The 25725-nt window shown below is 37.3% G+C and carries 27 protein-coding genes; 20 read left to right on the plus strand and 7 right to left on the minus strand.

Annotation, left to right across the window (positions count from 1 at the left end; all coding sequences use genetic code 11):
* Positions 1 to 42: 42 nt before the first annotated feature.
* Entirely contained in the window at positions 43 to 1611 is a 1569-nt protein-coding gene (locus tag SFB89_RS05130; RefSeq protein ID WP_331775875.1) for an L-aspartate oxidase, read from the plus strand.
* A 59-nt stretch (positions 1612 to 1670) separates the two neighbouring features.
* Entirely contained in the window at positions 1671 to 2600 is a 930-nt protein-coding gene (gene hemH, locus SFB89_RS05135) for a ferrochelatase (protein ID WP_331775876.1), read from the plus strand.
* A gap of 3 nt (positions 2601 to 2603) precedes the next feature.
* On the opposite strand, the gene hemW is transcribed toward hemH, so the two are convergent.
* Complete coding sequence (hemW, locus tag SFB89_RS05140; RefSeq protein WP_331775877.1) at positions 2604 to 3659, minus strand: radical SAM family heme chaperone HemW; 1056 nt, start codon at positions 3657 to 3659, stop codon at positions 2604 to 2606.
* A gap of 90 nt (positions 3660 to 3749) precedes the next feature.
* Here hemW and SFB89_RS05145 point away from each other — a divergent pair, with 90 nt between their 5' ends.
* The 10 genes from SFB89_RS05145 to cmoA are packed head-to-tail and all read left to right on the plus strand — an operon-like array spanning position 3750 to position 12668.
* Positions 3750 to 4220 carry an RNA pyrophosphohydrolase gene (locus tag SFB89_RS05145; protein WP_331775878.1) on the plus strand — a complete coding sequence of 157 codons (471 nt, stop codon included), beginning with the start codon at positions 3750 to 3752 and terminating at the stop codon, positions 4218 to 4220.
* A gap of 17 nt (positions 4221 to 4237) precedes the next feature.
* Positions 4238 to 5440 carry an aspartate kinase gene (locus tag SFB89_RS05150; RefSeq protein ID WP_331775879.1) on the plus strand — a complete coding sequence of 401 codons (1203 nt, stop codon included), beginning with the start codon at positions 4238 to 4240 and terminating at the stop codon, positions 5438 to 5440.
* Between the two features lie 3 nt (positions 5441 to 5443).
* Positions 5444 to 5995: a HobA family DNA replication regulator gene (locus tag SFB89_RS05155; RefSeq protein WP_331775880.1), complete on the plus strand. Its 552-nt coding sequence runs from the start codon at positions 5444 to 5446 to the stop codon at positions 5993 to 5995.
* Positions 5988 to 6605, plus strand: coding sequence for a DNA polymerase III subunit delta' (locus SFB89_RS05160; protein WP_331776056.1), 618 nt, complete (start codon positions 5988 to 5990; stop codon positions 6603 to 6605). Before SFB89_RS05155 ends, SFB89_RS05160 begins: the two co-directional genes overlap by 8 nt.
* A gap of 1 nt (position 6606) precedes the next feature.
* Positions 6607 to 7749, plus strand: a complete 1143-nt coding sequence (gene folP, locus SFB89_RS05165) for a dihydropteroate synthase (RefSeq protein ID WP_331775881.1) — start codon at positions 6607 to 6609, stop codon at positions 7747 to 7749.
* Complete coding sequence (locus tag SFB89_RS05170) at positions 7750 to 8511, plus strand: TSUP family transporter (RefSeq protein ID WP_331775882.1); 762 nt, start codon at positions 7750 to 7752, stop codon at positions 8509 to 8511.
* Entirely contained in the window at positions 8508 to 10457 is a 1950-nt protein-coding gene (ligA, locus tag SFB89_RS05175; protein WP_331775883.1) for an NAD-dependent DNA ligase LigA, read from the plus strand. Before SFB89_RS05170 ends, ligA begins: the two co-directional genes overlap by 4 nt.
* Complete coding sequence (tlyA, locus tag SFB89_RS05180) at positions 10444 to 11160, plus strand: 23S rRNA (cytidine-2'-O)-methyltransferase TlyA (RefSeq protein WP_331775884.1); 717 nt, start codon at positions 10444 to 10446, stop codon at positions 11158 to 11160. The genes ligA and tlyA overlap by 14 nt, the downstream gene beginning before the upstream one ends.
* Positions 11123 to 11968 (plus strand): bifunctional riboflavin kinase/FAD synthetase, encoded by an 846-nt coding sequence (locus SFB89_RS05185; protein ID WP_331775885.1) that lies wholly within the window; start codon positions 11123 to 11125, stop codon positions 11966 to 11968. The genes tlyA and SFB89_RS05185 overlap by 38 nt, the downstream gene beginning before the upstream one ends.
* Positions 11961 to 12668, plus strand: a complete 708-nt coding sequence (gene cmoA / locus SFB89_RS05190) for a carboxy-S-adenosyl-L-methionine synthase CmoA (protein ID WP_331775886.1) — start codon at positions 11961 to 11963, stop codon at positions 12666 to 12668. Before SFB89_RS05185 ends, cmoA begins: the two co-directional genes overlap by 8 nt.
* On the opposite strand, the gene SFB89_RS05195 is transcribed toward cmoA, so the two are convergent.
* The 6 genes from SFB89_RS05195 to SFB89_RS05220 are packed head-to-tail and all read right to left on the minus strand — an operon-like array spanning position 12665 to position 18617.
* Complete coding sequence (locus tag SFB89_RS05195) at positions 12665 to 14329, minus strand: potassium channel family protein (RefSeq protein WP_331775887.1); 1665 nt, start codon at positions 14327 to 14329, stop codon at positions 12665 to 12667. The two genes, cmoA and SFB89_RS05195, sit on opposite strands and share 4 nt — an antisense overlap.
* A 7-nt stretch (positions 14330 to 14336) precedes the next feature.
* Complete coding sequence (locus tag SFB89_RS05200; RefSeq protein ID WP_331775888.1) at positions 14337 to 14714, minus strand: DUF6394 family protein; 378 nt, start codon at positions 14712 to 14714, stop codon at positions 14337 to 14339.
* Between the two features lie 21 nt (positions 14715 to 14735).
* Entirely contained in the window at positions 14736 to 14984 is a 249-nt protein-coding gene (locus tag SFB89_RS05205; RefSeq protein ID WP_331775889.1) for a hypothetical protein, read from the minus strand.
* Positions 14974 to 16017, minus strand: coding sequence for a DHH family phosphoesterase (locus tag SFB89_RS05210; RefSeq protein ID WP_331775890.1), 1044 nt, complete (start codon positions 16015 to 16017; stop codon positions 14974 to 14976). Before SFB89_RS05210 ends, SFB89_RS05205 begins: the two co-directional genes overlap by 11 nt.
* 8 nt (positions 16018 to 16025) lie before the next feature.
* Positions 16026 to 18203, minus strand: a complete 2178-nt coding sequence (flhA, locus tag SFB89_RS05215) for a flagellar biosynthesis protein FlhA (protein WP_331775891.1) — start codon at positions 18201 to 18203, stop codon at positions 16026 to 16028.
* A gap of 9 nt (positions 18204 to 18212) precedes the next feature.
* A complete protein-coding gene (locus tag SFB89_RS05220) occupies positions 18213 to 18617 on the minus strand; it encodes an RrF2 family transcriptional regulator (RefSeq protein ID WP_331775892.1) in 405 nt (134 codons plus the stop codon).
* Between the two features lie 322 nt (positions 18618 to 18939).
* Between SFB89_RS05220 and rpsO the strand changes: the two genes are divergently transcribed.
* From rpsO to SFB89_RS05260, 8 genes are all read left to right on the plus strand, one after another.
* Positions 18940 to 19212: a 30S ribosomal protein S15 gene (rpsO, locus tag SFB89_RS05225; RefSeq protein WP_331775893.1), complete on the plus strand. Its 273-nt coding sequence runs from the start codon at positions 18940 to 18942 to the stop codon at positions 19210 to 19212.
* Positions 19213 to 19457: 245 nt separating this feature from the next.
* Positions 19458 to 19709 carry a helix-turn-helix transcriptional regulator gene (locus tag SFB89_RS05230; protein ID WP_331775894.1) on the plus strand — a complete coding sequence of 84 codons (252 nt, stop codon included), beginning with the start codon at positions 19458 to 19460 and terminating at the stop codon, positions 19707 to 19709.
* Complete coding sequence (locus SFB89_RS05235) at positions 19706 to 19870, plus strand: hypothetical protein (RefSeq protein ID WP_331775895.1); 165 nt, start codon at positions 19706 to 19708, stop codon at positions 19868 to 19870. The genes SFB89_RS05230 and SFB89_RS05235 overlap by 4 nt, the downstream gene beginning before the upstream one ends.
* Before the next feature lie 270 nt (positions 19871 to 20140).
* Positions 20141 to 20935: an HrcA family transcriptional regulator gene (locus SFB89_RS05240; RefSeq protein WP_331775896.1), complete on the plus strand. Its 795-nt coding sequence runs from the start codon at positions 20141 to 20143 to the stop codon at positions 20933 to 20935.
* Positions 20936 to 20937: 2 nt separating this feature from the next.
* Complete coding sequence (gene grpE / locus SFB89_RS05245; protein ID WP_331775897.1) at positions 20938 to 21510, plus strand: nucleotide exchange factor GrpE; 573 nt, start codon at positions 20938 to 20940, stop codon at positions 21508 to 21510.
* Between the two features lie 25 nt (positions 21511 to 21535).
* Positions 21536 to 23425 carry a molecular chaperone DnaK gene (dnaK, locus tag SFB89_RS05250; protein ID WP_331775898.1) on the plus strand — a complete coding sequence of 630 codons (1890 nt, stop codon included), beginning with the start codon at positions 21536 to 21538 and terminating at the stop codon, positions 23423 to 23425.
* 142 nt (positions 23426 to 23567) lie between these two features.
* Positions 23568 to 25373, plus strand: a complete 1806-nt coding sequence (dsbD, locus tag SFB89_RS05255) for a protein-disulfide reductase DsbD (RefSeq protein WP_331775899.1) — start codon at positions 23568 to 23570, stop codon at positions 25371 to 25373.
* A complete protein-coding gene (locus SFB89_RS05260; RefSeq protein ID WP_331775900.1) occupies positions 25366 to 25671 on the plus strand; it encodes a hypothetical protein in 306 nt (101 codons plus the stop codon). Before dsbD ends, SFB89_RS05260 begins: the two co-directional genes overlap by 8 nt.
* Positions 25672 to 25725 lie beyond the last annotated feature (54 nt).

A 25725-nucleotide genomic window follows, 5' to 3' on the forward strand; every position in this document is an offset into this window, starting at 1 on the left:
TATATTAAATAAATATATTGATTTAATATCTTAAGGTGTAATATGAAATATGATGTTGTTGTTATCGGAAGTGGCATTGCAGGGATGCGAGCAGCCATAGAAGCAAAAGAGCTTGGCGCAAATGTTGTACTGATTACAAAATCGTCTCCATCAGCGAATAACTCGTTTATGGCCAAAGGAGGGATCAACGCGGCATTTGGCAATATGGGAGATAAAGATAATATATTTCAGCATAGTAATGAGACGTTGAAAAGTTCAGTAGGCATTGGCAATGAAGAGTCAATCCGTATCTTTTGTGAACAAGCGCCTGCGGCGGTTAGGGATTTGATTGGATATGGCGTTGAATTTAGCACATTAAAAAACGGCAAAATTGCCCAAAGACCTTTTGGTGGCTCAAAATATAAAAGAACGGTTTATGCTGCTGATGAGACCGGTCCTGCTATCATGAAGGCATTGCATCGTGTGATAAAAAAATACGAAATTGATGTCATTAAAAATCATATGGCCATCAATCTCGTTAGTAAAAATAATATCATCTCCGGGGTGACACTTTTTGATGAAGAGACCCAAAAAGTCGTCGTGTGTGAGGGTAAAAGTGTCATACTTGCAAGTGGTGGATTTGCTTCATTATATAAAAATTACACCTCCAATGTCAGAGATGCCACCGGCGATGCGATTGCGATGGGACTCAGAGCCGGACTTCGAGCTATTAATCTTGAATTTGTACAATTTCATCCTACGGGGTTGGAGGGGACAAATTTTTTATTAAGTGAGGCAGCAAGAGCAGAGGGCGGCAAATTGGTTGATGAAAATGGCGAATCTTTTGTAGATGAACTCAATACGCGCGATTTTGTAACCCGTGCTATTTTTAAAGAGATGCAAAAAGGCAATAAAGTCTTTTTGGATTTGCGAGACGTACCCCAAGAGGTACTAGATACGAAGTTAATCGGTATCAAAAAAAGAGTGCAAGCTTTGAAAAAGCTCGATGCGAGTAAAGATTTGATACCCGTTAGTCCTATTGCCCACTATACCATGGGTGGCGTTGAAACTGATGCCATAGGGCGTACCAATATTGAGGGGCTTTTTGTCGTCGGAGAAGCAGGCGATAATGGCGTCAATGGTGCCAATCGATTGGGTGGTAACTCTCTGTCTCAAGGTGCTGTTTTTGGTAAAATTTCTGCTTATGAGGCGATTAAGTTTGCCAATAAAGTGAAAAAATTCAACGGTGTGGATTATTATGACATCATGAAAGACATCCAACTTGTCGAAAATCTAAAAATATTGGCGGGGCACACCGATGCTGTAGAACTTCGAAATGAGATTGGACATATTCTGTTTAAGAAATTAGGGATTATTAGAACGGGCGTGGGCATGAAAAAAGCACTAGAACGCTTTGAGGAGATTGAAGCCTCACTGGAACAAAACCGTAGCGAGAAATCTACTACGATTAAAAATATGTTGGAATTGATGAATGCGATTTTGGTGGCCAAAGCTGTGGTGAAATCTGCCTTGTCTCGTGAAGAGAGTAGAGGGTCGCATTTTCGTATTGATTTCCCAGAAACCGATCGTAAATTTAAGAAAAATAGCTACATTTCAATGGCGGAGTTATAAGAAACCTATTGTATAATAGAGACTAAAGTTTTCGAGATAATAAAATTTTAGGAATACTCGTGAAAAAAGCGATATTATTATTGAATATGGGAGGTCCCAATAACCTCTCTGAAGTCAAACTATTTTTAAACAATATGTTTCATGATAAAGCCATCATTGGCGCACCATTTCTCATCAGAAAAATGATTGCTTATTTTATCGTAAAGGGTCGTCTTGAAGAGGCGACACGTAATTATGAAAAATTAGGGGGCGTCTCACCGATTGTGCAAAATACGAAGAATCTCGTAGAAGCGTTGCAACAAGAGCTGGATTTGGATGTGTTTTACATCATGAGATATACCCCACCTTACGCACATGATGTTCTCTCTAAAATAGAAGATTATGAGCACTTTTATGTGATTCCTCTCTATCCACATTTTTCTACGACGACGACGCTATCATCGCTTGATCATCTTTATGAAGCGGCTGAGTCATTGGGTATTGATGATGAGAAATTTTCGATTATTGATCAATACTACAATAACGCCCACTACAATCAAACCATTGTCAACCGGATTAAAGAGCGCTTGGGTGATGATAACCCTCAAGATTTTGAGCTCATCTTCTCAGCACACGGATTGCCCCAACGCGTGATTGACCGAGGAGATCCTTATCAAGTGCATATCAAGCGTAATGTTTACTGGGCCCGTAAAGCGCTGAATGATAATGGCATCCGATTTTACAAAACGCACCTGGCGTATCAATCCCGACTTGGACCGGTGGAGTGGATTAAACCTTATTTGGATGACAAACTCAAAACCTTAGAAAAAAAGCGCGTGATTATCTATCCGATTGCTTTTTTGATTGATAATTCTGAAACCAAATATGAGCTAGATATTGAATACAAAGAGATTGCTGATGCGCTCGGATTTGTGGATTATCGTGTCGCTGAAGCGCCTAATACTTTGATAAAAGATACGATTATAGATCTCTATCATAAAATGTCATAGTATCTATTGTGTGATAAAAAGTGCCAATTCATCGCTAAGAAAATAATCTAGATTGTAGACCCTGCCTTGATCTGCTTTTAGTTTATGTTCCTCAAGTAAGATGGTGACATATTGTAATTCATCATGATGAAACTCTTCCATGGCGATGCCCACCTTGCTTCGTAATCCCAAAAAGATTTTTTCTACATGGATATCCTCACTATTGAGCGGTTCTTCTGTGATGCTTTTGGGATTTTTGATAAAGGCTTCAATCCCTTTTTCGGTATAAAATCTGTGCTTATCATGATACCCCACAGCTCCCGCTCCAATCCCGATATAATCATCATGCTCCCAATACCCTCTATTGTGCACACTCTCATACGTGCCAAAGTTGGAAATCTCATATTGGGGAAGACCTCTTTTGATAATGTCTTGAACAAATGTCGTAGCAAGAGGAAGGCAATCGTGTGCTACTTGCGGTGTTTGGAAAAAAGGAGTTCCCTCTTCTATGGTGAGGGAATAGGCGCTTAGGTGGTTGATGGGCAATGAAAACGCGATATCTAAATCATGAGACAACAGCGCACTGGTGTCCATACTCGTACCATAAATTAAATCAATAGAAATATTCTCAAATCCCGCTTGGTGGGCATGGTTTACTGCTTTGATTGCAAGATTTTTGTTGTGATTGCGTCCTAAGAATTTTAATTTTTCATCATCAAAACTCTGGACGCCAAAACTCACACGATTGACCCCTAGGGCTCGCATCTCTTGAAGCCAGGGAAGGGTCGCTGAGTTGGGATTGGCCTCAGTGGTGATTTCAGCATCATCGCAAAGATAAGGACGAAGCAGTTCAAAGAAACCTTCATAATATTTTGGTGTGATGGTTGAGGGCGTACCTCCACCGATGAAAAGGGAGCGGATGCTCTTGGGTTTGGGCTCAAAACGTGCCAATTCATCTTTTAAATGTGTCTGAATCGCGTTCATATAAGAGGGTTTTAGATTAAATTTATCAACGTAAGAATTGAAAGCACAATAGTGGCATAAGCTATCGCAAAATGGAATATGGAGATATATAAGCATAAATAAATCACTTTTTTGATAGTATTTTATCTAAATAAAAGTGACTAAATCCTTTAGGAAACTATTAAAAAATAAGAAAGTTTTGATAAAATGCCGGAAATTAAAAAATACAGACAGAATGTGGCCGCAGTAATATTGTCGCACCGATATCCGCTTGCATGTGAATTTTTAATCGCCAGAAGGAATGATATAAAAAACGTTTGGCAATTTCCTCAAGGCGGTATTGACGAGGGCGAGTCGGCACAAGAGGCACTTTTTAGAGAACTTAAAGAAGAAATAGGCACTGATAAAGTTGAAATAATTACAAAATATCCGGAACAATTAAAATATGATTTTCCAAAAACGATTGCGAAGAAAATGTATCCATTTGATGGGCAGAGTCAAACGTACTTTCTTGTCAAATTGAAGCAAAATGCTACCATCAATCTCAATACAAAACATCCTGAGTTTGATGATTATGATTTTGTAAAATTGAAAGAAATTTTTGATGTGGTGACCTATTTTAAGCGACCGGTATATCAAAAAGTATTACAATATTTTAAAAAAGAAGGGTATTTATAGATGGGAGTTGGAACAAGATGCTAATCGTGCAAAAATACGGCGGAACAAGCGTCGGAACAGTAGAGCGAATTACAGAAGTGGCAAAAAGAGTTGCTCAAAGGAAAAAAGAAGGTAATGATTTAGTCGTGGTAGTTTCTGCGATGAGTGGTGAGACCAATAAGTTAATCGAATTAGCACACAGTTTTAGCAAAGACCCAAAAAAACGAGAGATGGATTTATTGCTGAGTTCAGGAGAGCGGGTAACCAGTGCGCTTTTGGCCATAGCGTTGAGCGAAATGGGTCATGAAACCGTTGCCATGAGTGGACGACAAGCGGGAATTCAAACCGATGATCTTCATACTAAGGCTCGGATTGAGCATATTGATGGGTCACGTATTGAAAAAGAATTAAAAAAAGGCAATATCGTCGTCGTAGCGGGTTTTCAAGGTATCACTGAAATTGGTGAAGTCTCAACGCTCGGTCGTGGCGGTAGTGATTTGAGTGCGGTGGCGATTGCGGGGGCATTGGGTGCGGATGTTTGTGAAATCTATACCGATGTTGATGGGGTCTATACCACAGATCCAAGGATTGAACCAAAGGCAAGAAAATTAGCTAATATTAGCTATGATGAAATGCTAGAATTGGCAAGTTTAGGTGCTAAAGTCTTACAAAGCCGGTCGGTTGAATTAGCAAAGAAATTAAATGTTAATTTGATTACAAGAAGTAGTTTTAACAACAATGAAGGAACAAATATTTTGAGAGAAGAGGACATAATGGAAAAACCACTCGTTAGTGGTATTGCTATTGATAAAAATCAAGCAAGGGTTACATTAAGAGGTGTTACTGACAAACCGGGTATTGCTGCTGAAATCTTCAGAAAACTTGCAGAAGAGGGTGTCAATGTCGATATGATTATCCAAAATGTGGGGGTTGATGGTGCAACAAATTTAGGATTTACAATTCCAAATAATGAACTCAATATCGCAAGAAAAGCGATGGAAGATATCCAAGCATCAGAAAAAATAGAGATTGATGAGGGGATTGTCAAAGTCTCTATCGTAGGAGTAGGGATGAAATCTCACAGTGGTGTTGCTTGTACTGCATTTGATACCTTGGCTGATGAGCGAATTAATATCCAAATGATTAGCACAAGTGAAATTAAAATCTCGATGGTGATTAGTGCAAAATATGGAGAATTAGCCGTTCGTGCACTTCATGATGCCTATAAATTGGACCAATAATTTATGCAGAAATTTTTAAAGTGGTCATTGGAGAATATTCGTAAAGATAGCTCCATGATGAGTTGGATGGAAGAGAAGAGATTTGAATGGGTACCCCTCAATGTCTCAATGCTCAAAAACTTATTGGCCGGACACACTATCTTGATTGTCACTGATGATGATCGTGAATGGTTCGGTCAATATGTTTTAAGTGATGTCAATCGATTGACGAAAAACAGACCAATTTTACCTTTTGTCTCATTAAAGGCATTATTTCCTAATCTCAACACTTTAAAAACCAAAGAGGATATTGAATTACTCGAAAATATGCTGATGCAATCTTTCCCGAATGGCTACACGTACTTTTATGTGGGAAAAAATAATAATATCAAAATGCAAATCGCCAAAAGAAAAGACGATAGTTTTATCTGGGTTATGGACGAACAGTTGCAAAATAGCTTTTTTCTCTCCTCGAGTGATGAGAATTTGGATATTAAACTGATACAACTCTATAAACTTCTAGATAAAAGTATCAATGCCTTGCTTTTTGCTGAGGTAGATTTTGATAGTGAATGATGAAGACCTTCGCAGTCATATCCTGATTTGTAAAAATTTACAAAAGGCATATGACCATATAGAAACTCTGTATGCTGATGTCTATCGCAAATTATTTTTTCGAGATGATTTTCTCTTGGAAGATGCTAAAAGTGTGACTAAGGAAGCCTATATTGCTGAAAATGAGAAAAAACTCCTCATTTTAGGGGCTAAAAATTATAATATTTATGCTCAAAATTCTCTTTTGAAAATGCTAGAAGAACCCCCTCGAAATATTGTTTTTATTTTGGTTTGTGAGACAAAAAATGTTTTTTTACCTACCATTCGCTCAAGATTGCTAGCGAAACAATTGGATTTTAAAGAAGAGAAGATACCGCTAGATATCAATCTGGCACAATTGGATTTGAAGGTGATTTTACACAGCGTACAACGCTATTCTAAAATCAGTAAAAATGAGTTAAAATCTCTGCTTCAAACAATTGTATCAGATGCTATTACCCGCTATCATATGGAGTTTACGACTCGTGAGATGGAGCATTTTGAGCGCTTGTTTCAATTAGCGGATATGAATTCAAGACCGGGCAATGTCCTCGTGTCACTTTTGTTGAGTATTTATTTAAAAAAGAGATAATATGAAACTGTATAAAATGTCAGATGATACCAATATAAAAGAGTGCCTTAAAGACTTAGAAGTGACCCCAGAAGGGGCCAAAATATTATGTAAAAAATCAAAATATTACTTGATTTATATCAAAGATCTCAGAGCACCGGCTGCCAATATTCTAAAGCAAGATGCACTCTCAATAGGAGCTGATTTGGCCGTACCCAAAAATAGTGTCACCTGCCAAGACCCTTTGGTGGATGCGGTATTGATTGCCAATGAAAATCATATCAATCAACTTGCAAAAAAAGAAAAAATACAACCCTTTGGACTCAAAGAGCTCGCCTCGCGTTTGCCAGAATTTTTACATCACAAAAAGGACAAAACGCAGATTATGGGCGTGCTCAATGCCAATCATGATAGTTTCAATGCCAATAGTCGATTTTCGGATTATGATGCTCAAATGCGCATTGAAACAATGATGGCTGAGGGGGCTGATATTATTGATATTGGTGGACTCTCAAGCCGACCCGGTAGCACTCCCATTAGTGATGAAGCGGAATGGGAACGCATCAAGAATATTGTTGATATTATAGAGAAAAATAAATTTTATGATCAGGTTTTGTTTTCGCTTGATAGTTACAGCCCTTTGTGCCTGCGATATGCCTTAGACCGTGGATTTAGCATTATCAATGATATTACGGCTTTGGAAAACGATGAGGTTGCCAAGATTGCTTCAGCTTATGATGCTACGGTTGTATTGATGCATAAACGAGGCACCCCGAAACAGATGCAAGACAATCCACAATATGATAATGTTATCTTGGATGTGGATGCTTTTTTTGATGAACGTGTGCAAAAAGCAAGAGCATTTGGCGTCCAAAAAATTGTCTTAGATGTCGGCATTGGTTTTGGTAAGACATTGGAGCACAATCTCTCACTCCTCCAGCATCATGAGCATTTTTTGCATTTTGGATACCCCCTTTTAATAGGAGCAAGTCGCAAATCGATGATTAATGCAATCAGTACGAGTGAGGTGGCCGAACGATTGCCCGGTACCTTAGCGATTCACCTCGAAGCGGTGCGCAAAGGGGCATCAATCGTGAGGGCTCATGATGTGAAAGAACATCAACAAGCATTGCGTGTACAAGATGCTATATTGGAGGCACAATAAGTGGATTTTGAATTTTATTATTATATTATTTTTTTAGCATCAGGTTTTTTGGCAGGTTTTGTTGATTCGATTGCTGGTGGTGGTGGAATTATCACTGTGCCGGTTTTACTTGCCGCTGGAATTCCGCCTCACATCGCGCTTGCTACCAATAAATTAGGCAGCTCTTTTGGGAGTTTTACCGCTTCGATGAACTTTATCCGTAAAGGCTTAGTGACATTCAAAGAGGTTTACATCGGAGTGATTTTTACCTTTATTGGCGCGGTCATTGGGACGAAAACAATTCTTTTGTTGCAGGCTGATATTTTGAATAAAATCATACCCGTTATGTTGGTTATCATTTTTTTCTACACGCTGTTAAACCCAAAATTTGGTCACCTTGACAAAAGCAGTCGATTAAAAAAACCACTTTTTTTCTTTATATTTGGGCTGTTAATCGGCTTTTATGATGGTTTCTTTGGACCCGGAACGGGTACCTTTTGGACGATTGCCTTGGTGACATTGATGGGTCTCAATCTCAAAAAAGCTACGGCGACGACGAAGATTATGAATTTTACCAGTAATTTCGTCTCGTTGTGTGTGTTTATTATCGGGGGACATGTATTGTTTTTCATCGGTATTTTAATGGGAATGGGACAAATTATCGGTGCGTATGTAGGCTCGTCGATGGTGGTGAAAAAGGAGGTGACGTTTATCAGAACCTTTTTCCTTTTTATTGTAGGTATTACCATATTAAAATTAATCTATGACAGTTGGCTTTCATGAATGAACTAGAATATAAAAATAACGTAGCACTTTTAAACCAATGGGCTGAGGCTTATTATCTCAAGGATGATCCTCTTGCTAGTGATGAGGAGTATGATAGACTCTATCATGATGTCTTGGATTTTGAGCGCAAACATCCTGATAAAGTGCTTGCAAACTCTCCAACCAAAAGAGTAGGGGGGATGGTACAAGAGGGTTTTTCCAAGGCAAAACATCTTAAAAGAATGTGGAGTATGGAAGACATCTTTTCAGATGATGAATTGGATACGTGGATTGAGCGGATTAAAAAAACCAGTCAAAATTTTACACTCTATTGTGAACCAAAGTTTGATGGAGCAAGTTTAAATATCATCTATAAAGAGGGCAAATTGCATCAAGCCATCACGCGAGGTGATGGTGTTATGGGTGAAGATGTGACCGAAAACATCAAAACAATCAATTCGATTCCTTTGGAGATTGATTATAAAGAGTTGATTGAAATACGCGGTGAAATTGTGATACGAAAAAAGGATTTTGAGACTCTCAACCAAGAACGATTAGAGCAAAATGAGCCCCTATTCGCCAATCCGAGGAATGCCGCAGCGGGAAGTTTGCGTCAATTAGATACTAAGGTCACAGCAAGCAGACGGTTGATGTTTTATCCGTGGGGAATCGGTGAGAATCACTTGGATTTACCACGACTTAGTGAACGGATGGATTTTGTCTATCATCTTGGTTTTATGAAACCACCCAAAGCCATTATCACACAAGATTTAGATGATGTACGTGTTTTGTATCATGATCTCATTCAATCCCGTGATACGATTCCTATGATGATGGATGGGATGGTGATTAAGATCGATGAAGTGGCCTTGGAAGAAGAGTTGGGCTATACGGTGAAATATCCCAAATGGATGGTGGCTTTTAAATTTCCTGCTGTTGAGAAAGTGAGCAAAATCCTTGATGTGATTATCCAAGTAGGTCGTACGGGCGTTCTTACCCCTGTGGCGGTGCTAGAACCTGTAAATATTGATGGAGCCATAATCGAGCGAGCCACATTACATAATTTTGATGAAATACAAAGAAAAGATATCAAAATCAATGATGCTATTATCATTATTAGAAGTGGTGATGTGATTCCTAAAGTCACCAAAGTCTTGCGTGAGCGCAGGGATGGAACACAACAAGATATCCCTAGACCGACTCATTGTCCAATTTGTGGCAGTGAAGTGTTGGATGAGGGGATTTTGATTAAGTGTCAAAACTTCTCATGTGAAGCCAGAGTCGTCAATGCCATCATACATTTTGCTTCAAAAAAATGCATGAATATTGATGGTCTTGGCACAAAAATCGTTGAATTATTGTATGAGAAAAAACTGCTGCGAAGTGTGGAAGATATTTATAATCTTAGTGCTGTAGATTTGCTAGCATTGGAAGGCTTCAAAGAAAAAAAAGTGACCAATTTGATGCACTCTATTGAAAATTCAAAAAATGTGACTTTGGAGCGTTTTATTAATTCCTTAGGGATTGAACACATCGGTGAAGTCGCTGCGAGAAAAATAGCAGAACATTTTGGCCAAAGTTGGATTGATGCCCGCTTTGAAGATATTGTCGCCCTTGATGGCTTCGGTGAAGAGATGGCACGCAGTCTGATTGATTTTCTTGTTGTTAATAAAAGCAAGATTTTACATTTGAATGCACAACTTCATATCAAAAATCCAGAGATAACAGAAAAGATAGCGTCACTTTTTACCAACAAGACAGTCGTCATCACCGGAAGCCTCTCTAAGCCTCGTGATGTCATTAAAGAGCTGTTGATTACCCATGGGGCAAAAGTCACCAATAGTGTCTCTAAAAAAACGGATTTTGTGATTTTTGGAGCCGATGCAGGAAGCAAATACGACAAAGCACTTGCCCTTGGCGTGCCATTGATGAGTGAGGAGGTAATGCTGCGTGAGATTGGATAATTATCTTCATGAAAAAGGATGGGCACAAAGTCGCAATAAAGCCCAAGAATTGATAAAAAAACAAGAAGTTTTGGTGGATGATAAAATCATCTCAAAGCCCAGTTTTGATGTCACAGAGGCGATGTGTGTCCGTGTTGTGGATTCAAAACAATATGTCAGTCGTGCTGGATATAAACTAAAAAGTTATCTCCAAGAACAAGATGAGATTAACATCGCAGGGATGACGTGCTTGGATGTAGGAAGCAGTACGGGAGGATTTTGTCAGGTATTGTTAGAAGAGGGCGCTCAAAAAGTTGTAGCGGTTGATGTTGGTAATGAGCAGTTGCACGAAAGCCTCAAAACATTCTCCAATTTAGAGGTTTTTGAGAAAACAGATATCCGAGATTTTCATTATCAAGAAAAATTTGATATGATAACTTGTGATGTATCTTTTATCGGAGTGGGACATATCATAGCACATTTAGATCTGCTAGCAAAGCAATATATTTTGATTTTATTTAAACCGCAATTTGAAGTAGGAAATCTTGTCAAACGGGATAAAAAAGGTGTCGTAAAAGATGGGATTGCTATTCAAAGAGCAAAAGAAAAATTCCTAGCAAATTGCCTACAATATTGGGATTTGGTAGGGTATCAAGATTCAAAAATAAAAGGAAAAGAGGGAAGTGTTGAAACATTTTACTGCTTCAGAAAAAGAAAAAATTGATTCTATTGCCATTGGAACGTTTGATGGATTGCATTTGGGACATCAGCAATTAATCAAAAAGCTTTCCCCAAATGGCGCTTTATTTGTCATCGATAGGGCAAAAGCAAACTTGACTCCGGGTCGAAAACGAAGTGATTATACGACATTCCCATGCTTTTATTATAAAATCGATCAAATCAAATCTTTTGATTGTACGACATTTGTCTCTTTTTTAAAAGCGGAATTTCCCAATCTGAAAAACATTATTATTGGTTATGATTTCAAATTTGGTGCACAACGGTCTTGTGATATTATGGACCTCAAAAACCTTTTCAAAGGAACAATTACCATCGTGGATGAATTTTTCTTAGATGGTATTTCGGTTCACTCTTCCAAAGTGAGAGAACTGATTCAAAAGGGAGAAATAAGACAAGCCAATCATCTCATCGGTAGGCGTTATTGCATTAGTGGTCAGCATATTCGAGGACAAGGATTGGGGAAAAAAGAGTTTGTTCCCACGATTAATTTAGAAATTGGAAGGTACATCCTCCCTAAACATGGCGTTTATTCAACAGTGAGTAAGATTGGAACCTCATTATTTCCTTCTGTCACTTTTATTGGCATTAGAGAGAGTTCTGATGGCAAATTTTCTTGTGAAACACACATCCTTGATTCAGAGATTGAAGCACCGGAATCTTTGGAAGTATGTTTTGTAGATTTCATTAGAGAAAATAAGAAATTTGACTCTTTTGAGGCATTAAAAATACAAATATTGAAAGATATTGATACGGCTAAAAAGATTATTACAAAAAGTGGTCTTCATGGATAAAGTATTTACAAAACCCATTGAAAAACAGTTTGAATTTGATGAAAATGTTGCGACGGTTTTCGATGATATGCTTGAACGCTCCATCCCTTTTTATCAAGAGGTTATTGCACTCATTTGTAGCGTTATTAACGCACGCGTTAAAGACAATGCTCGAATTTTGGATTTGGGTTGTTCAACCGCACGTACCTTGCTTTCACTCTATCAAAAAAGTGAGAAAAAACTGGATTTGATTGGATATGATAATTCAGAAGCTATGCTACATCAAGCTCATAATAAAATCAAGGCCTATGGTGCTGATATTAAGTTGGAATTAGGGGATATCTTAGAGGCATCTTTACCAAAAAGTGATGTGATTATTGCCAATTATATGTTGCAATTTATTCGCCCTATCCACCGTGTGAGTTTTTTGAAAAAAATTTATAATGCATTACAACCAGGTGGCTTGTTTATCTTTAGTGAAAAAATTGTCTATAACGATAACAAACTCAATAAAGAGATTATCGATATTTATTATGATTTCAAAAAGACACAAGGCTACAGCGAGTTTGAAATCTCACAAAAAAGAGAAGCTCTGGAGAATATATTGATTCCTTACACCGAAGATGAAAATAAAATGATGGTGAGAGATATTGGTTTTAAGAGAGTTGAGACGATTTTCAAATGGGGAAATTTTGTGACTTTTATCGCAACCAAAGCCTAAAATTCTTCAAAATTGTTGCTGATATATTCGAGTTCATGAATATTTTGTGCAATGTATTCAACATCTTGACTTGCTTCATAGGACGCAGCAAAGAGGAGTTTATCTCCCTCTTTTAAAAGCATTTGCGTATGAGGAAGCAAATGAAATTTATTTCCCCTTTGTAGGAGCAGTGTTATCACGCTATTTTTAAGCACTCTATCATCGCGTCTTCTTAAGAGATAATCGAGCAAAATTGGATGCCCCACATGAAGGGCGTTGACGATTGCATGGGCTTGATTTGCATCGATGATGAGTTCAAAAATCTTTGGATTTGCACCGATTAAATCCATAATCTGTCTGATTAAATTTGCCCCAAAAGCTTCATTTTGCTTTTTCAAAAGGATTAAAAATTTGTCAGACATCGGATTGATTAATGCATTGACGGTTTTATGTATCAGAATTTTGGAGAGCATATAGACATAATCAATCTTTGAATATTGAAAGATTGAGTAATTTTCAAGTTCATTTTCTCTCGCAATGGTGATGATATTAGGGTTTAATTTCTTAGCCGTTGATAACAGTGAGAGATTGGTCGTATCATCGTTGGTGCCCGCAATGATGACGACAGCCTCTTCAATGCCTTGGTCTTTGAGCATGTCTCTATCATCTGCATCGCCAATGACGACGCCTCTTTTGTTGGGGTTTTTAAGTTGGTTGATATCAATCTCTATAAAAGTGGCTTCTATTTTATTTTCTTCTAAAACATGGTAGAGTTTTTTCCCCATTCTACCGTATCCGCAGATGATGTATTTGCCTCTTGGTAATTTTATTGGATCTTTTTCTAAGGTATCGATATTGTAAACCCATTTTTCAATTTGATAAATAGAGGGCGAATTGAGGCTTAAATGGAGATGATTTGAGATAATACTAAAGGGATTTTCAATAATCTCAACACCCACATCCGAAAGGTTTTCCGTGAGATTTTCTGTGGTTGACTTGATGGCAAGAGGCACATTGGGGTTGGTGAGTTTACAGGTGATTGCAATTCTGAGATTTAAGTTGTCATCTTCAAATAAAGAGACAAGCCCTTTACAATAGCGTGATTTGATACCTGATATTTCCAGTGCGACAGGATCATAAATATCAGCTTGAATCACGGGGACAATGGGCGTGTATGCTTCCAAGAGGAGCTCATTGACCCGCTCTTCATTTCGTTCGATTACGACGACACGAAATCCCTTTTTTAAAGATTTTTCTATGATTTTACGTGTGGTGCTATTAAAGCCTAAAATAATAAAGAAATCTTCTTTGAGGTTTTTGATCTGTTTTTTGAAACGTGCTCGTGCGAGTTCTTTGATGAGGATTTTATCTTGTACGAGTGAGATAATGCTACCAATACTATAAAACCATCCAATGACGGTGATATAAATGAGCATCGAGACCCAAATTCTCTGAGGATATGTAAAAACATAAGGGGTCTCACCAAAACCTATGGTAGTAGCCGTATAAGTGACAAAGTAAAAGGCATCGAAGATGCTCATATGATATATTTTGCCATCACTCGTGACCCCATCAATCGAGACCAGTCCAATGATTGCCACAGTATAAGCAATGATGAGCACGATAAATGGCACGCGCATCTTCTGCAAGATTAAAAACAAAGAACTATTCTTCATTTCCATTGTGATATTACCTTTTGGACTTTACAGTATCACCTACGTACAAAATAACAGACGTGATATTAGCAAGCAATGCGCCTCCTGATAAAGAGACAATGAGAACAGAAACATGAGATCCCATGACTTGATTATAAGTCGCAATAGTCCATATCGTCGCCGCTGTGATAAGTTGTATATCTGCGACTAATGAAGTCGCCAATAAGACAGAGCCCATCTGTGTTCGATCTCCTAACTTGAGGATGGTGGCAATCAGATTGATAACAATGGCGGCGAGAAGTTCATACTTATCATGATGGGCAATGGAATCAATATCCCCATAAAAAAAACCAAAATTTAATGTCATGGCCAGGATTATAAAAAATCCCGCTCTTACTTTTTCTAAATTCATCTTTAATCCTTGTTATAGGGTTTATTCAAACAGCTTCGGATGATTTTTCTTGACATATTCGATGATTTTGATAATCTCATCTCTGCCCATTTCACTATCTTCATCATCTTTGAAAACAATGTCTATCGCGTTGACATAAGCATCGACGGCCTCTTCAAGTTTCTCTTTTTTAACCCCTGCAAAATAAAGCGCAACATTTAACATATCGGTCAATTGTATTGCCAACTCTTCAATCTCAGACTCTATATTTTGAATTTCGTTATCTTGCATTTTTCCCTCCTAGTTTTTTTGTTATCAAATTCATGATTTGGCTTCTGATTCCTTCATAGACAAAACCGTCTTTGAATCCGCCCAATAAACCGCCGCTAGCATTTGCATGCCCCCCACCGTTGGCTATTTTTGCTGCCATCTTACTGACATCGATTTTGCCATCAGCTCTCAAACTGATGGTTTTTTTAGATGTCACATCCATGAAAAAATCAAAATTTGGATTGGCTTTTAGAAATGCATTGCCAATAACAGAGACGTTTCCGATGTTATAGGTCAAGATTCCTAGATGCCCATCGTATTCAATTTTCATGAACTCTTTATTCTTGTTCAACATTTTAACATTATATTCGGAAATTAGATTACTTAATGTGTCGTTTTTATCTTGCATGAGGATTTCTTTTTTGATTTTATGTATATTTTCATCCAAAACAATGTGCGGGTCTTCATAATCAAAGTAGGGCTGTATCTTGGTAAGCAGTTCAAATATGTATTGGCTGTTTTCTTTGGGGAACATAATACGGTTGATTTCTTTTGCTCCACTGACCAATCCCAAGCAGACTTTTCCTAGCTCAAATTCTGCTTTATCTTCGAGCCATATATCCACAGCATTGACGACATTGACAAATTTGTTGAGCTTCTCATCACGGCCATATAACTTAGAAAAGAAATCATAAGTGATTTTAGTCGCACATCTTGTATCATCAAGATAATACCAATCAAACTCTTGCGCGCAATCTTGACCTGATTTATGATGGTCAAGTAATAAGATCATGATGTTTTCTTGCGTATTCATAATCTTGGAGTCAAACTCTTTGGCTTGCTCAGGCGTGAGATTTAAATCTGTGATTAAGATGATATTTTTTTCAAAACCATCATTTTGAATATCGGCAAAGATTTGATTGAATCTTTCGTTGATTTCTCTACCATAATTTGAGTTATAAAAGGTGACGGAGTCAAAATATCTTCGTGTGACCATTTGACACCCATAACCGTCCAAGTCTGTATGTGAGAGGTGATATAGCTTATAATCCATGTATTTCCTTATAAATTTTCAATTTCAATGGCTCCTAATACTTCAAATTTCGCATTTGAGTCGATTTCTGCGTGGCTTAAGACAACCACATCGAGGTTGAATTTTTCAAAGATATCATTGAGCGATTTGCGTAGTAATGGATCGACGACAATCACAACAGGAGCGATGCCTTTTTGCAAGACCTTTCCTGCCTCTTCACTGATAACTTGAACCAATTGGTTGATTTGTCCGATATTCAAGATAAGATCACGTACGCCATCTCTATCATGAACCGCATCCAATAGCTTTTGTTCGGTTTGTGCATTAAAGGTCAACAATTTGATGACACCCTCATCATCTTTATAGAGTTTGGTGATGATTCGTGAGAGTTTGGCCCGAACTTGTTCGACGATGATATCGACATTTCTCGTGATTTCTGCAACATCACTAATTGTTTCTAAAATTGTAAGCATGTCTTTGATGGGAATGCGCTCATGTAAGAGTGCTTTGAGCACCTTTTGTATGAGACCAATACTGGCAACTTTCATGCAATCTTCGACTACAACGGCATAATTTTCTTTTGTCTTATCGATGAGTGCCTGGACATCTTGTCTGGTCAAGAGTTCTTCTGAGTATTTTTTGATTAATTCACTCAGGTGCGTGGAGATAACCGTAGAGGGATCTATTGTTGTATAGCCTTTGATAATGGCATCCTCTTTTTTATCGGCATCAATCCACAAAGCATCCAGTCCAAAAGCTGGCTCTTTTGTTGGGATTCCTTGAATGTCATCCGCAACCAATCCGCTATCCATCGCAAGAAATTTGTCAGGTAAAATTTCGCCACTGCCTATCTCTACTCCTTTGAGCAAGAGTTGATATTGCGTTGATTTGAGATGCAAATTGTCTCGAATTCTCACTTGTGGGATAATATAACCATAATCGGTGGCAATTTTGCGTCTCATACTTTTGATTCTATCCAATAAATCTCCACCTTGCGAAGGATCAGCGAGTTTGATTAATTGATAGCCAAGGTCAAGCTCTAAAATCTCGAGTTTTAAAATCTCATCCAAGGCTTTTTCTTCTTCCTCTTTTAGCTCTTGTTTTGTCTTCTTTGGTACACTTGGCGTTGGTGCGGCATTGGCTGCTTCTTTAGGTGTTTTTTGTTCTTTTGGAAAGAGGTTTCCGATAGAAAATCCCTCTTCAACGGTACGCTTCATGATATAGCCCAGTGTTAAAAATATAGCACCGACAAGGCTCAAAGATATCGTAGGAAGACCGGGGACCAATGCAAAAAGTACCAAGATGAAGCCTACAATAAACAGTGTTTTGTAATCTCCAAATAGTTGATCGATGGCGCCAGTAGCAAAGTTTTGGTCATCTTTATTAGCGCGTGTGATGATGATACCCGTAGCGGTGGAGCTAATCAATGCTGGTAATTGGGAGACCAACCCATCTCCAATGGTCAAAATCGTATAGGTTTTGGCGCTGGTCGCTAAGTCTAGGTTATACTGAAAGGCTCCGATTAAAAATCCTCCGATAATATTAATAATCGTGATGATGATTCCGGCGATGGCATCACCTTTTACAAATTTACTAGACCCATCCATCGCCCCATAAAAACTCGCCTCTTGCAGGATATCTTCACGACGTTCTCGTGCCGTTTTTTCATCAATCAATCCGGCATTGAGATCCGCATCAATCGCCATTTGTTTTCCAGGCATGGCATCGAGTGTAAATCGTGCAGCGACTTCAGCAACTCTGGTGGAACCTTTGGTGATAACCATAAAGTTGATGAGTACCAAAATGGAAAAAACGATAATTCCAATGACATAGTTACCACCGACAACAAATTCTCCAAAACTAGAGATGATTTGACTCACTGCATCAGGTCCTTTGTGTCCATTGCTCAAAATCATCCTAGTCGTCGCGATATTCAGAGACAATCGATACAGCGTAATGATAAGAATCAAAGTAGGGAAGGTGGTCAAATCCGTCGGTCTTGGGATATAGAGTGCAATTAAGATAATTAAAACCGATACAGATAAAGAGATGGTAAGAAAAAAATCCAGTACAGGGCTAGGTAGCGGGATGATAATAATCGCCAAAATAGCGATAATCATTACGACCATAGTGAGATCTTTGGCTCGAAGGATTGGTCCTAATATAGGTGTTAAGCTAGAAAATATTTTATTTCTATTTTGTTTCAACTATCACCTTTAACTTTCTATAATATCTTTAAGCGTCAAATCATCTAAAAAATGATCGATTTTTTTCTGTAACTTGGTCAAAACGGGTAAAATCTTGCAAAATTCATCTTTGCCACTGGGACATTGTGATTCTGGTGTCGAACACTCAAAGACCTTTGTTGGCCGCTTTTCTGCAGCCTCTATGATGTCCTTAAGCGTCAGATGTTCGGCATCTTTTGCCAATAGAAAACCACCTTTTGTTCCTTTAAAAGATTTTAATATTCCATTTTTTGCTAATGCTTGTAGTATTTTAGCCAAAAAACTTTTTGAAATAGCAAGTTCGGTAGATAATGTTTCCACATCTTGTGGTGAATTTTTCTTGGCAATGATTATCAAAGACAATAATGCATATTCACTGGCTTTTGTTAATAACATAGGATAACCTTTCTTTTATAATTACCTAAAACGGTCAAAATATCACTATGTGCTACTTTGATGATGCTCATGATAAAGATTATTTCATCTTATTCTTAATGAACAAATCCATGTATTTTAGTAATAAGACTAATATTGTACTAAATATAAACTAGATTTTCCTTTAAGGGCAAAAAGCAACAGATATTCTCATGAAAAAAGAGTCGATTTTGTTTTTTTATTTTGAAAATGAAGAATCAGGGTGACTTTTTTGATTTTTTTCGCTATAATTTCTGGCTTTAAAATATTGAGGAAACTCAAAATACCAATCAAGGAGGTCATTATGGCTTTAGGTTCGGCGGAAAAGTTAGAAATCGTCAGCAAATTTGGAAGAAACGAGGGTGACACTGGTTCCCCTGAGGTGCAAATCGCAATATTATCAAAAAGAATTTTAGATTTAACAGAACATCTAAAAATCAACAAAAAAGATCACTCATCACGATTGGGTCTATTGAAACTTGTTGGACAAAGAAAACGATTGATGCGATATCTTAAAAAGACGAATTTTACGAAATACACAGAAATAGTTAAAGAACTGTCAATCCGAGACAAATAAGCATTGTGAGCCTATAATTATATAGGCTCATCCCCACACTCCGACTCCATCATCACCTATACCCCCTTCAGATATACAGATTAACGTATAAAATATATAGAAAAAGTATGTAAAATTGTAATAAATAGCATAAAATATTCATTTTACTATGTATAAATACACTTATATTGAATATTTTAGATATAATAACTTATGTTTTGCATATATTTAGGTGTAATTAATTTTCTCTTAGTTAAAATAGAAATATGAAAACTAATGATATATTTAATCTCCTTCATAATGCCGTAGAATCAAAATTCTTAGGAAAAAAGATTAGCCAACGTGAGATGGCAGATCGTCTTGGCATTTCTATGCGGACATATCAAGATTGGCGATTGGGAAATTCTCAACCCCAAGCGGCCACTGCCATATTTAAAATGTTGAGTGAACTTGATGACGATGAAGTGTTAAGAATCACCAAGCGTATCCGAAACGGTCTCAATCAGGAGGGAAAATGAGCACATTATCTCAAAAAGAAAAACAAGCACTAAATGAATTATTTGTGACACTCAGCAAAAAGCAAAAGACGTGTTTCAAAATGCAGCAAATCAAAGATTTCCTTACTTTGAGATTGAAATATCTTTTTAAAAACAAAAAAGTCAAACACCAGATAAAATAAAGTCTTAATCAATTACCCCCTTTTTTCTAAACCTTCTACTACAATATTCACTTTTTATCGACCATTCCTTATGACAATAACGCAGATAAACCCCTAGAATGCGACTAAATATAGTTGAGTCTAATAGACTAAAGAAATATACTTGACAAAATGACACTCAATGTTGTATAATTTCATCAGCAATTAAAAGAAGAGAGTGACAAGAGACGTCATGAAGGCTGGATAAGGTAAGACACAAGAAGAGCCAAAGCTCATGTGAAGGAATATGTGGTGAAGATATCCAAAAGAGATGTAATTTTAGAATCGATAATCAAAGAGTACTTGAAATCAAAAAGTCCTATTGGTTCGAGTGAATTAAAAGGTCGTATGAGACTGGATATTTCGCCATCGACGATTCGAATCTATTTCAAACAACTCTCTCAAGAGGGTGCATTGATACAATTGCATGTCAGTAGTGGTAGAATCCCAACACAGAGTGCTTTAAAAGAGTATTGGCTGAATCGTATTAATCCAGAAGATTCCATCATGATAGAAGATATTGACAAGATACAAAATGCAATCCGTGATTATGGTTTGTATTGTATTGTCAAAAAAAACAAAAATGACACTTTTAATGAGTTGATGAAAGTCAATGGAAGATTTTTGATTTTGGTTTTTGATGAAGATGAGATTGTTTTGAAATATCATCCCAAAATTGAAAAGTTTCTAAGCAGTCTAGTCGGATGTAGTATGCAAGATTTGAGTCATATTGCTTCTGCGGTTGGATTGTACGAATTGCGACATAAATTGGAAATGATTTTTTCAAGTTCGTCCCTCCTAAAAGAGGGCAAAGATGAATTATACAAAATTGCAGAAGAGCTTCATAACGAAGAGTTTATCGATAAAATCATAGAACCAGGATTTTTTGATTCTTTGAATATTGGAGTTTATTTTGATGGTTTTGTTCCCAATGGCTGTATGGCTGTCAAGCGCAATGCCAATATGAATAATGATGACTTACAAATGTTTTGTCTAGGAAAACTAGACAGTGACTTTGAAGGTTTTTTTAAAAATGCAAAGGAGTAACAATGGATTCGGAAAAAGATAAGCAAGAAGAGATTATTCAAGATGAAGAACAATTAGAGACAACAGAAACAGAAAATACGACAGAAGAAGTGGAAGAAAAAGAAGAGCAAGAAGATGAAGTGACGCAACTAAAGAATAAAATTCTGGAATTGGAAGATCAACATCTTCGATTGACTGCTGATTTTGACAATATAAGAAAAAGAATGGAAAAAGAAAAGTTGATGGCAATTGCTTATGCTCATGAGACTTTTGCAAGAGATTTGTTACCGATTATTGATGCCTTGGAAATGGCGAAAAATTCTAGTGAAGCAGAAGAAAATCAAAATAGTGATGAGTTACTGAATAAAATCAAGGAGGGAATAGATTTAACCATAGAACAATTTAAAAAGACCTTTGAAAAACATGGTGTTGAATTGGTCGATATGAGTGGGGAATTTGATCCAAATTTTCATGAAGCTGTCATGCAGTTAGAGAGTGAAGAGAAAAAATCCGGAGAGATATTAGAAGTATTTCAAAAAGGATATAAGATAAAAGATAGAGTGCTTCGTCCAGCAATGGTCAGCATCGCAAAATAAAACAAAAAACAAGAAAGGATTTAGTATGGGAAAAGTAATAGGAATAGATTTAGGAACAACAAACTCATGTGTTGCTGTATATGAACACGGAGATAGCAAAGTAATACCAAATAAAGAAGGAAAAAATACAACCCCTTCAATCGTGGCATTTACAGATAAAGATGAAGTATTAGTAGGGGATACTGCAAAAAGACAAGCCGTTACCAATCCAAAAAGAACCATTTATTCTATCAAAAGAATTATGGGTTTGATGAGTGATGAAGAAAAAGCAGAAGAAGCGAAAAAAAGACTTCCTTACGAAATCGTCAATAGAAATGGTGCGTGTGCAATCGAAGTAGACGGTAAAGTCTATACTCCACAAGAAATCAGTGCAAAAGTATTGATGAAATTAAAAGAAGATGCGGAATCTTACTTCGGTGAAGAAGTGACCGATGCGGTAATTACCGTACCAGCATATTTTAATGACTCACAAAGAAAAGCGACACAAGAAGCAGGTACAATTGCAGGCTTGAATGTGTTGAGAATCATCAACGAACCAACCAGTGCGGCACTTTCTTATGGTCTTGAGAAAAAAGAAGCTGAAAAAATCGTCGTTTACGATCTTGGTGGTGGTACCTTTGATGTCACGGTTCTAGAAACCGGTGATAGTGTTGTTGAAGTATTGGCAACCGGTGGTGATGCATTCTTAGGTGGTGATGATTTTGATAACCGCTTGATTGATTATTTGGCTAGCGAATTCAAAAATGAAAATGGAATCGATTTAAAACAAGATGTGATGGCGTTGCAACGACTAAAAGAAGCTGCTGAAAATGCAAAAAAAGAGCTATCAAGTTCAACAGAAACAGAAGTCAACTTGCCATTTATCACAGCAGATGCATCCGGTCCAAAACACTTAGTGAAAAAAATCACAAGAGCGAAATTTGAATCAATGATTGAAGACCTTGTTGAAGAGACCATTACAAAAATCCAAGAAGTTGTCAAAGAATCAGGATTAGACAAAAATGAAGTCAAAGAGATCGTATTAGTCGGTGGTAGTACACGTGTACCATTGGTTCAAGAAAAAGTTAAAGCATTTTTTGGCAAAGATTTGAACAAATCTGTAAACCCTGATGAAGTCGTTGCTATTGGTGCAGCAATCCAAGGTGCTGTTATCCGTGGTGATGTTAAAGATGTGCTATTGCTTGATGTGACTCCATTGAGTTTGGGAATTGAAACATTGGGTGGCGTGATGACGAAGTTGATCGAGAAAGGAACCACAATACCGGTGAAAAAAACACAAGTATTTTCAACCGCAGAAGACAATCAATCAGCCGTTACCATTCATGCCCTACAAGGGGAACGAGAATTTGCAAAAGATAATAAATCTTTAGGTCAATTTAATCTTGAAAATATTTCTCCAGCTCCTCGTGGTGTCCCTCAAATCGAAGTGGCCTTTGATATTGATGCCAATGGTATCCTTACTGTCAGTGCTACGGATAAAGCAACCGGTAAAGCCCAAGAAATTAAAATTACCGGTAGTAGCGGATTGGATGAAAAAGAGATCGAAAAAATGGTAAAAGATGCAGAATTGCATAAAGAAGAAGACGAAAAAAGAAAAGTAGCAGTAGAAGCTAGAAATCAAGCCGATGCCCTAGCACATCAAACAGAAAAATCTCTCAGTGAAATGGGTGATGCCGTTGATGCAGGTGAAAAAGCGAAAATTGAAGCGGCATTAAAAGACCTCAAAGACGTCTTGGCTAATGATTCAGCGACAAAAGAGCAAATCGATGAAAAAGTCAAAGCCTTGACTGAAGTCAGCCACAAATTAGCAGAAGCAATGTACAAAAAAGATGAAGCTTCTAAAGCAGGTGGTGCGAGTGATGCTGGCAAAAAAGATAAAAAAGATGATGACGTCATCGACGCAGAAGTAGAATAATGACTACGCAGGGGTTAGGTTAATCTTAACCCCTACAAACTCTCATATCCCCCAAAAAACCGCACCAAAAAGATGACATATTAAACTAATATTTATAATTTTTAGTTAAAATACTGATATCTAATTATGAAGGTTAATGTACATGAAGCTATTTTTAAAATTGTTTTTGGTTCTTGTGATTTCCGTAGTCTCATTGTCTGCCTTAGAGCAGAGGAAGATTTTATCTCCGGATGAAGCTTTTGTCGTCAATGCGAAAATGGAGCAAAAGAGTGTTAATGTGGATATTAAACTAGGGCAAGATATTTATATCTACTCTAATAAATTAAAGTTTGAGATTCTAAAGCCACTTCAGGTCTCTTTGGATAAAGAGATTACAAAACCAAAACCAATGAAACATGAAGAGTTTTTGGTTTATGAAAAAGAGGTGAAGATAGCCATTCCTCTTTCTGTCATTAAAACCCATGTAAAGTCTGGAAAATTTACCCTTCGTGTCAATTACCAAGGATGCTCTGCACAAGGTGTTTGTTATCAACCACTAAGCAAAGACTTTGACTTTGATTTGGGTGCTGCAAGTGCTGCAAAAACTACCCCTGTTGCACAGCAAGATGTTGCAAAACCAGAGGCGGCCGCAAGTCAAAATATCTCTGAAGAGAATCAAATTGCAGATAGCTTTACCAATAAAAGTATTGGATTGGTCTTATTGACATTCTTTGGCTTTGGTTTGTTGCTTTCTTTAACTCCATGTGTTTTTCCAATGATACCTATCTTGTCATCGGTGATTGTGTCTCAATCTTCTTCTAGTATGAATACTAAAAAAGCTTTTTTTCTCTCTTTAGTCTATGTGCTTGCGATGTCTTTGGCTTATACCATTGCTGGTGTTTTGGCTGGGTTGTTTGGTGCTAATATTCAAGCCGCACTTCAAAATCCATGGGTGATTTCGATTTTTAGTCTTATCTTTGTACTACTGTCTTTCTCGATGTTTGGGTTTTATGAATTACAAATGCCAAGTTTTATCCAATCAAGATTATCAAAAAATAGTGAAAACTCTAACAAAGGTGGTATTGTAGGTGTGGCTATTATGGGATTTTTATCCGCTTTAATAGTTGGCCCTTGTGTTGCGGCTCCTTTGGCAGGCGCTCTTGTTTATATTGGACAAAGTGGTGATGCATTGCTTGGTGGATTGGCACTCTTTTTTATGAGTCTTGGTATGGGGGTTCCTCTCTTGATCGTCGGAGCCGGTGCTGGTAAATTTATGCCACGTCCTGGTATGTGGATGGATGCTGTCAAATCGATTTTTGGTGTTTTGATGTTAGGTGTTGCCATCTGGATGCTTGCTCGTATCGTTTCTCCTATGACAACGATGCTCTTGTGGATGACACTCTTTTTAATATCCTCAATTTATATGGGTGCATTAGAACCTCTAAAAGAGAATGCCAGCGGATGGAGAAAGTTTTTCAAAGGCTTGGGCGTCATTTTATTTGTTTATTCGATTATGTTGTTTGTCGGTGCTATGAAAGGTTCTACCAATCCTTTACAGCCACTACAAGAATCAGGAGTCGTTTTACAACAAGCTCAAGGGGTACAAAGTACGGAACCGGTATTTAAAAAAGTAAAAACCATGAGTGAACTCAATGCGGTCATTAAAACATCTAAAAAGCCAGTTTTTATAGATTTTTATGCGGATTGGTGTGTGAGTTGTAAAGAATTCAAAGAGTATACTTTTAGTGATAGCAATGTGCAAAAAAGAATGGCAAAATTTACCTTAGTTCAAGTGGATGTTACTAAAAATAGTGCAGATGACAAACAGATTCTAAAGCGTTTTAATATATTTGGTCCTCCTGCGATTGTGTTTTTTAACAATAACCAAGAATTGAAATCTTATAAAGTAGTAGGCTTCAAAAAAGCGAAAGAATTCGCAGATCATTTAGATAAAGTGCTTGGTGAGTGAAACTCGGATGAAAGTCGCCTTAGTAGTTGATGTGCAAGGTCTTGAAAATAGACCATTATTTGAAAAACACCTCAAGCGGGAGGGATTTCTTCCAATCGAGGGGGAAGAGTTTGCATATCTCGGTGAGGCGACTTCACATATCTTTAATACGAGAGCTTACATTCTCGAAGTCGTTTCAAAAGGGCTTAAAAAGACTACTTTTGAAACGTGCAGAATCATTTTTGAAATCGGAGAAAATCCGATGGAACTCTATATCTTTGATAAAACACGTCATGAATTTGTACCACAGCAAGTGTAAACTCTATATGGAACCTTTTTTGCTTTAAATAAGGTGTTGCAATTTATAAAATAA

It is taken from the genome of Sulfurospirillum sp. 1612 (assembly GCF_036556685.1).
GTDB lineage: Bacteria > Campylobacterota > Campylobacteria > Campylobacterales > Sulfurospirillaceae > JAADIZ01.

What these genes read in the sequence shown, in the direction of transcription:
- SFB89_RS05130 (WP_331775875.1), top strand. Translation starts at nt 43, where the DNA reads ATGAAATATGATGTTGTTGTTATCGGAAGTGGCATTGCAGGGATGCGA.
- hemW (WP_331775877.1), bottom strand. Translation starts at nt 3,659, where the DNA reads ATGCTTATATATCTCCATATTCCATTTTGCGATAGCTTATGCCACTAT.
- SFB89_RS05145 (WP_331775878.1), top strand. Translation starts at nt 3,750, where the DNA reads ATGCCGGAAATTAAAAAATACAGACAGAATGTGGCCGCAGTAATATTG.
- SFB89_RS05150 (WP_331775879.1), top strand. Translation starts at nt 4,238, where the DNA reads ATGCTAATCGTGCAAAAATACGGCGGAACAAGCGTCGGAACAGTAGAG.
- SFB89_RS05155 (WP_331775880.1), top strand. Translation starts at nt 5,444, where the DNA reads ATGCAGAAATTTTTAAAGTGGTCATTGGAGAATATTCGTAAAGATAGC.
- folP (WP_331775881.1), top strand. Translation starts at nt 6,607, where the DNA reads ATGAAACTGTATAAAATGTCAGATGATACCAATATAAAAGAGTGCCTT.
- ligA (WP_331775883.1), top strand. Translation starts at nt 8,508, where the DNA reads ATGAATGAACTAGAATATAAAAATAACGTAGCACTTTTAAACCAATGG.
- cmoA (WP_331775886.1), top strand. Translation starts at nt 11,961, where the DNA reads ATGGATAAAGTATTTACAAAACCCATTGAAAAACAGTTTGAATTTGAT.
- SFB89_RS05195 (WP_331775887.1), bottom strand. Translation starts at nt 14,329, where the DNA reads ATGGAAATGAAGAATAGTTCTTTGTTTTTAATCTTGCAGAAGATGCGC.
- SFB89_RS05200 (WP_331775888.1), bottom strand. Translation starts at nt 14,714, where the DNA reads ATGAATTTAGAAAAAGTAAGAGCGGGATTTTTTATAATCCTGGCCATG.
- SFB89_RS05205 (WP_331775889.1), bottom strand. Translation starts at nt 14,984, where the DNA reads ATGCAAGATAACGAAATTCAAAATATAGAGTCTGAGATTGAAGAGTTG.
- SFB89_RS05210 (WP_331775890.1), bottom strand. Translation starts at nt 16,017, where the DNA reads ATGGATTATAAGCTATATCACCTCTCACATACAGACTTGGACGGTTAT.
- SFB89_RS05220 (WP_331775892.1), bottom strand. Translation starts at nt 18,617, where the DNA reads ATGTTATTAACAAAAGCCAGTGAATATGCATTATTGTCTTTGATAATC.
- rpsO (WP_331775893.1), top strand. Translation starts at nt 18,940, where the DNA reads ATGGCTTTAGGTTCGGCGGAAAAGTTAGAAATCGTCAGCAAATTTGGA.
- SFB89_RS05230 (WP_331775894.1), top strand. Translation starts at nt 19,458, where the DNA reads ATGAAAACTAATGATATATTTAATCTCCTTCATAATGCCGTAGAATCA.
- SFB89_RS05235 (WP_331775895.1), top strand. Translation starts at nt 19,706, where the DNA reads ATGAGCACATTATCTCAAAAAGAAAAACAAGCACTAAATGAATTATTT.
- grpE (WP_331775897.1), top strand. Translation starts at nt 20,938, where the DNA reads ATGGATTCGGAAAAAGATAAGCAAGAAGAGATTATTCAAGATGAAGAA.
- dnaK (WP_331775898.1), top strand. Translation starts at nt 21,536, where the DNA reads ATGGGAAAAGTAATAGGAATAGATTTAGGAACAACAAACTCATGTGTT.
- dsbD (WP_331775899.1), top strand. Translation starts at nt 23,568, where the DNA reads ATGAAGCTATTTTTAAAATTGTTTTTGGTTCTTGTGATTTCCGTAGTC.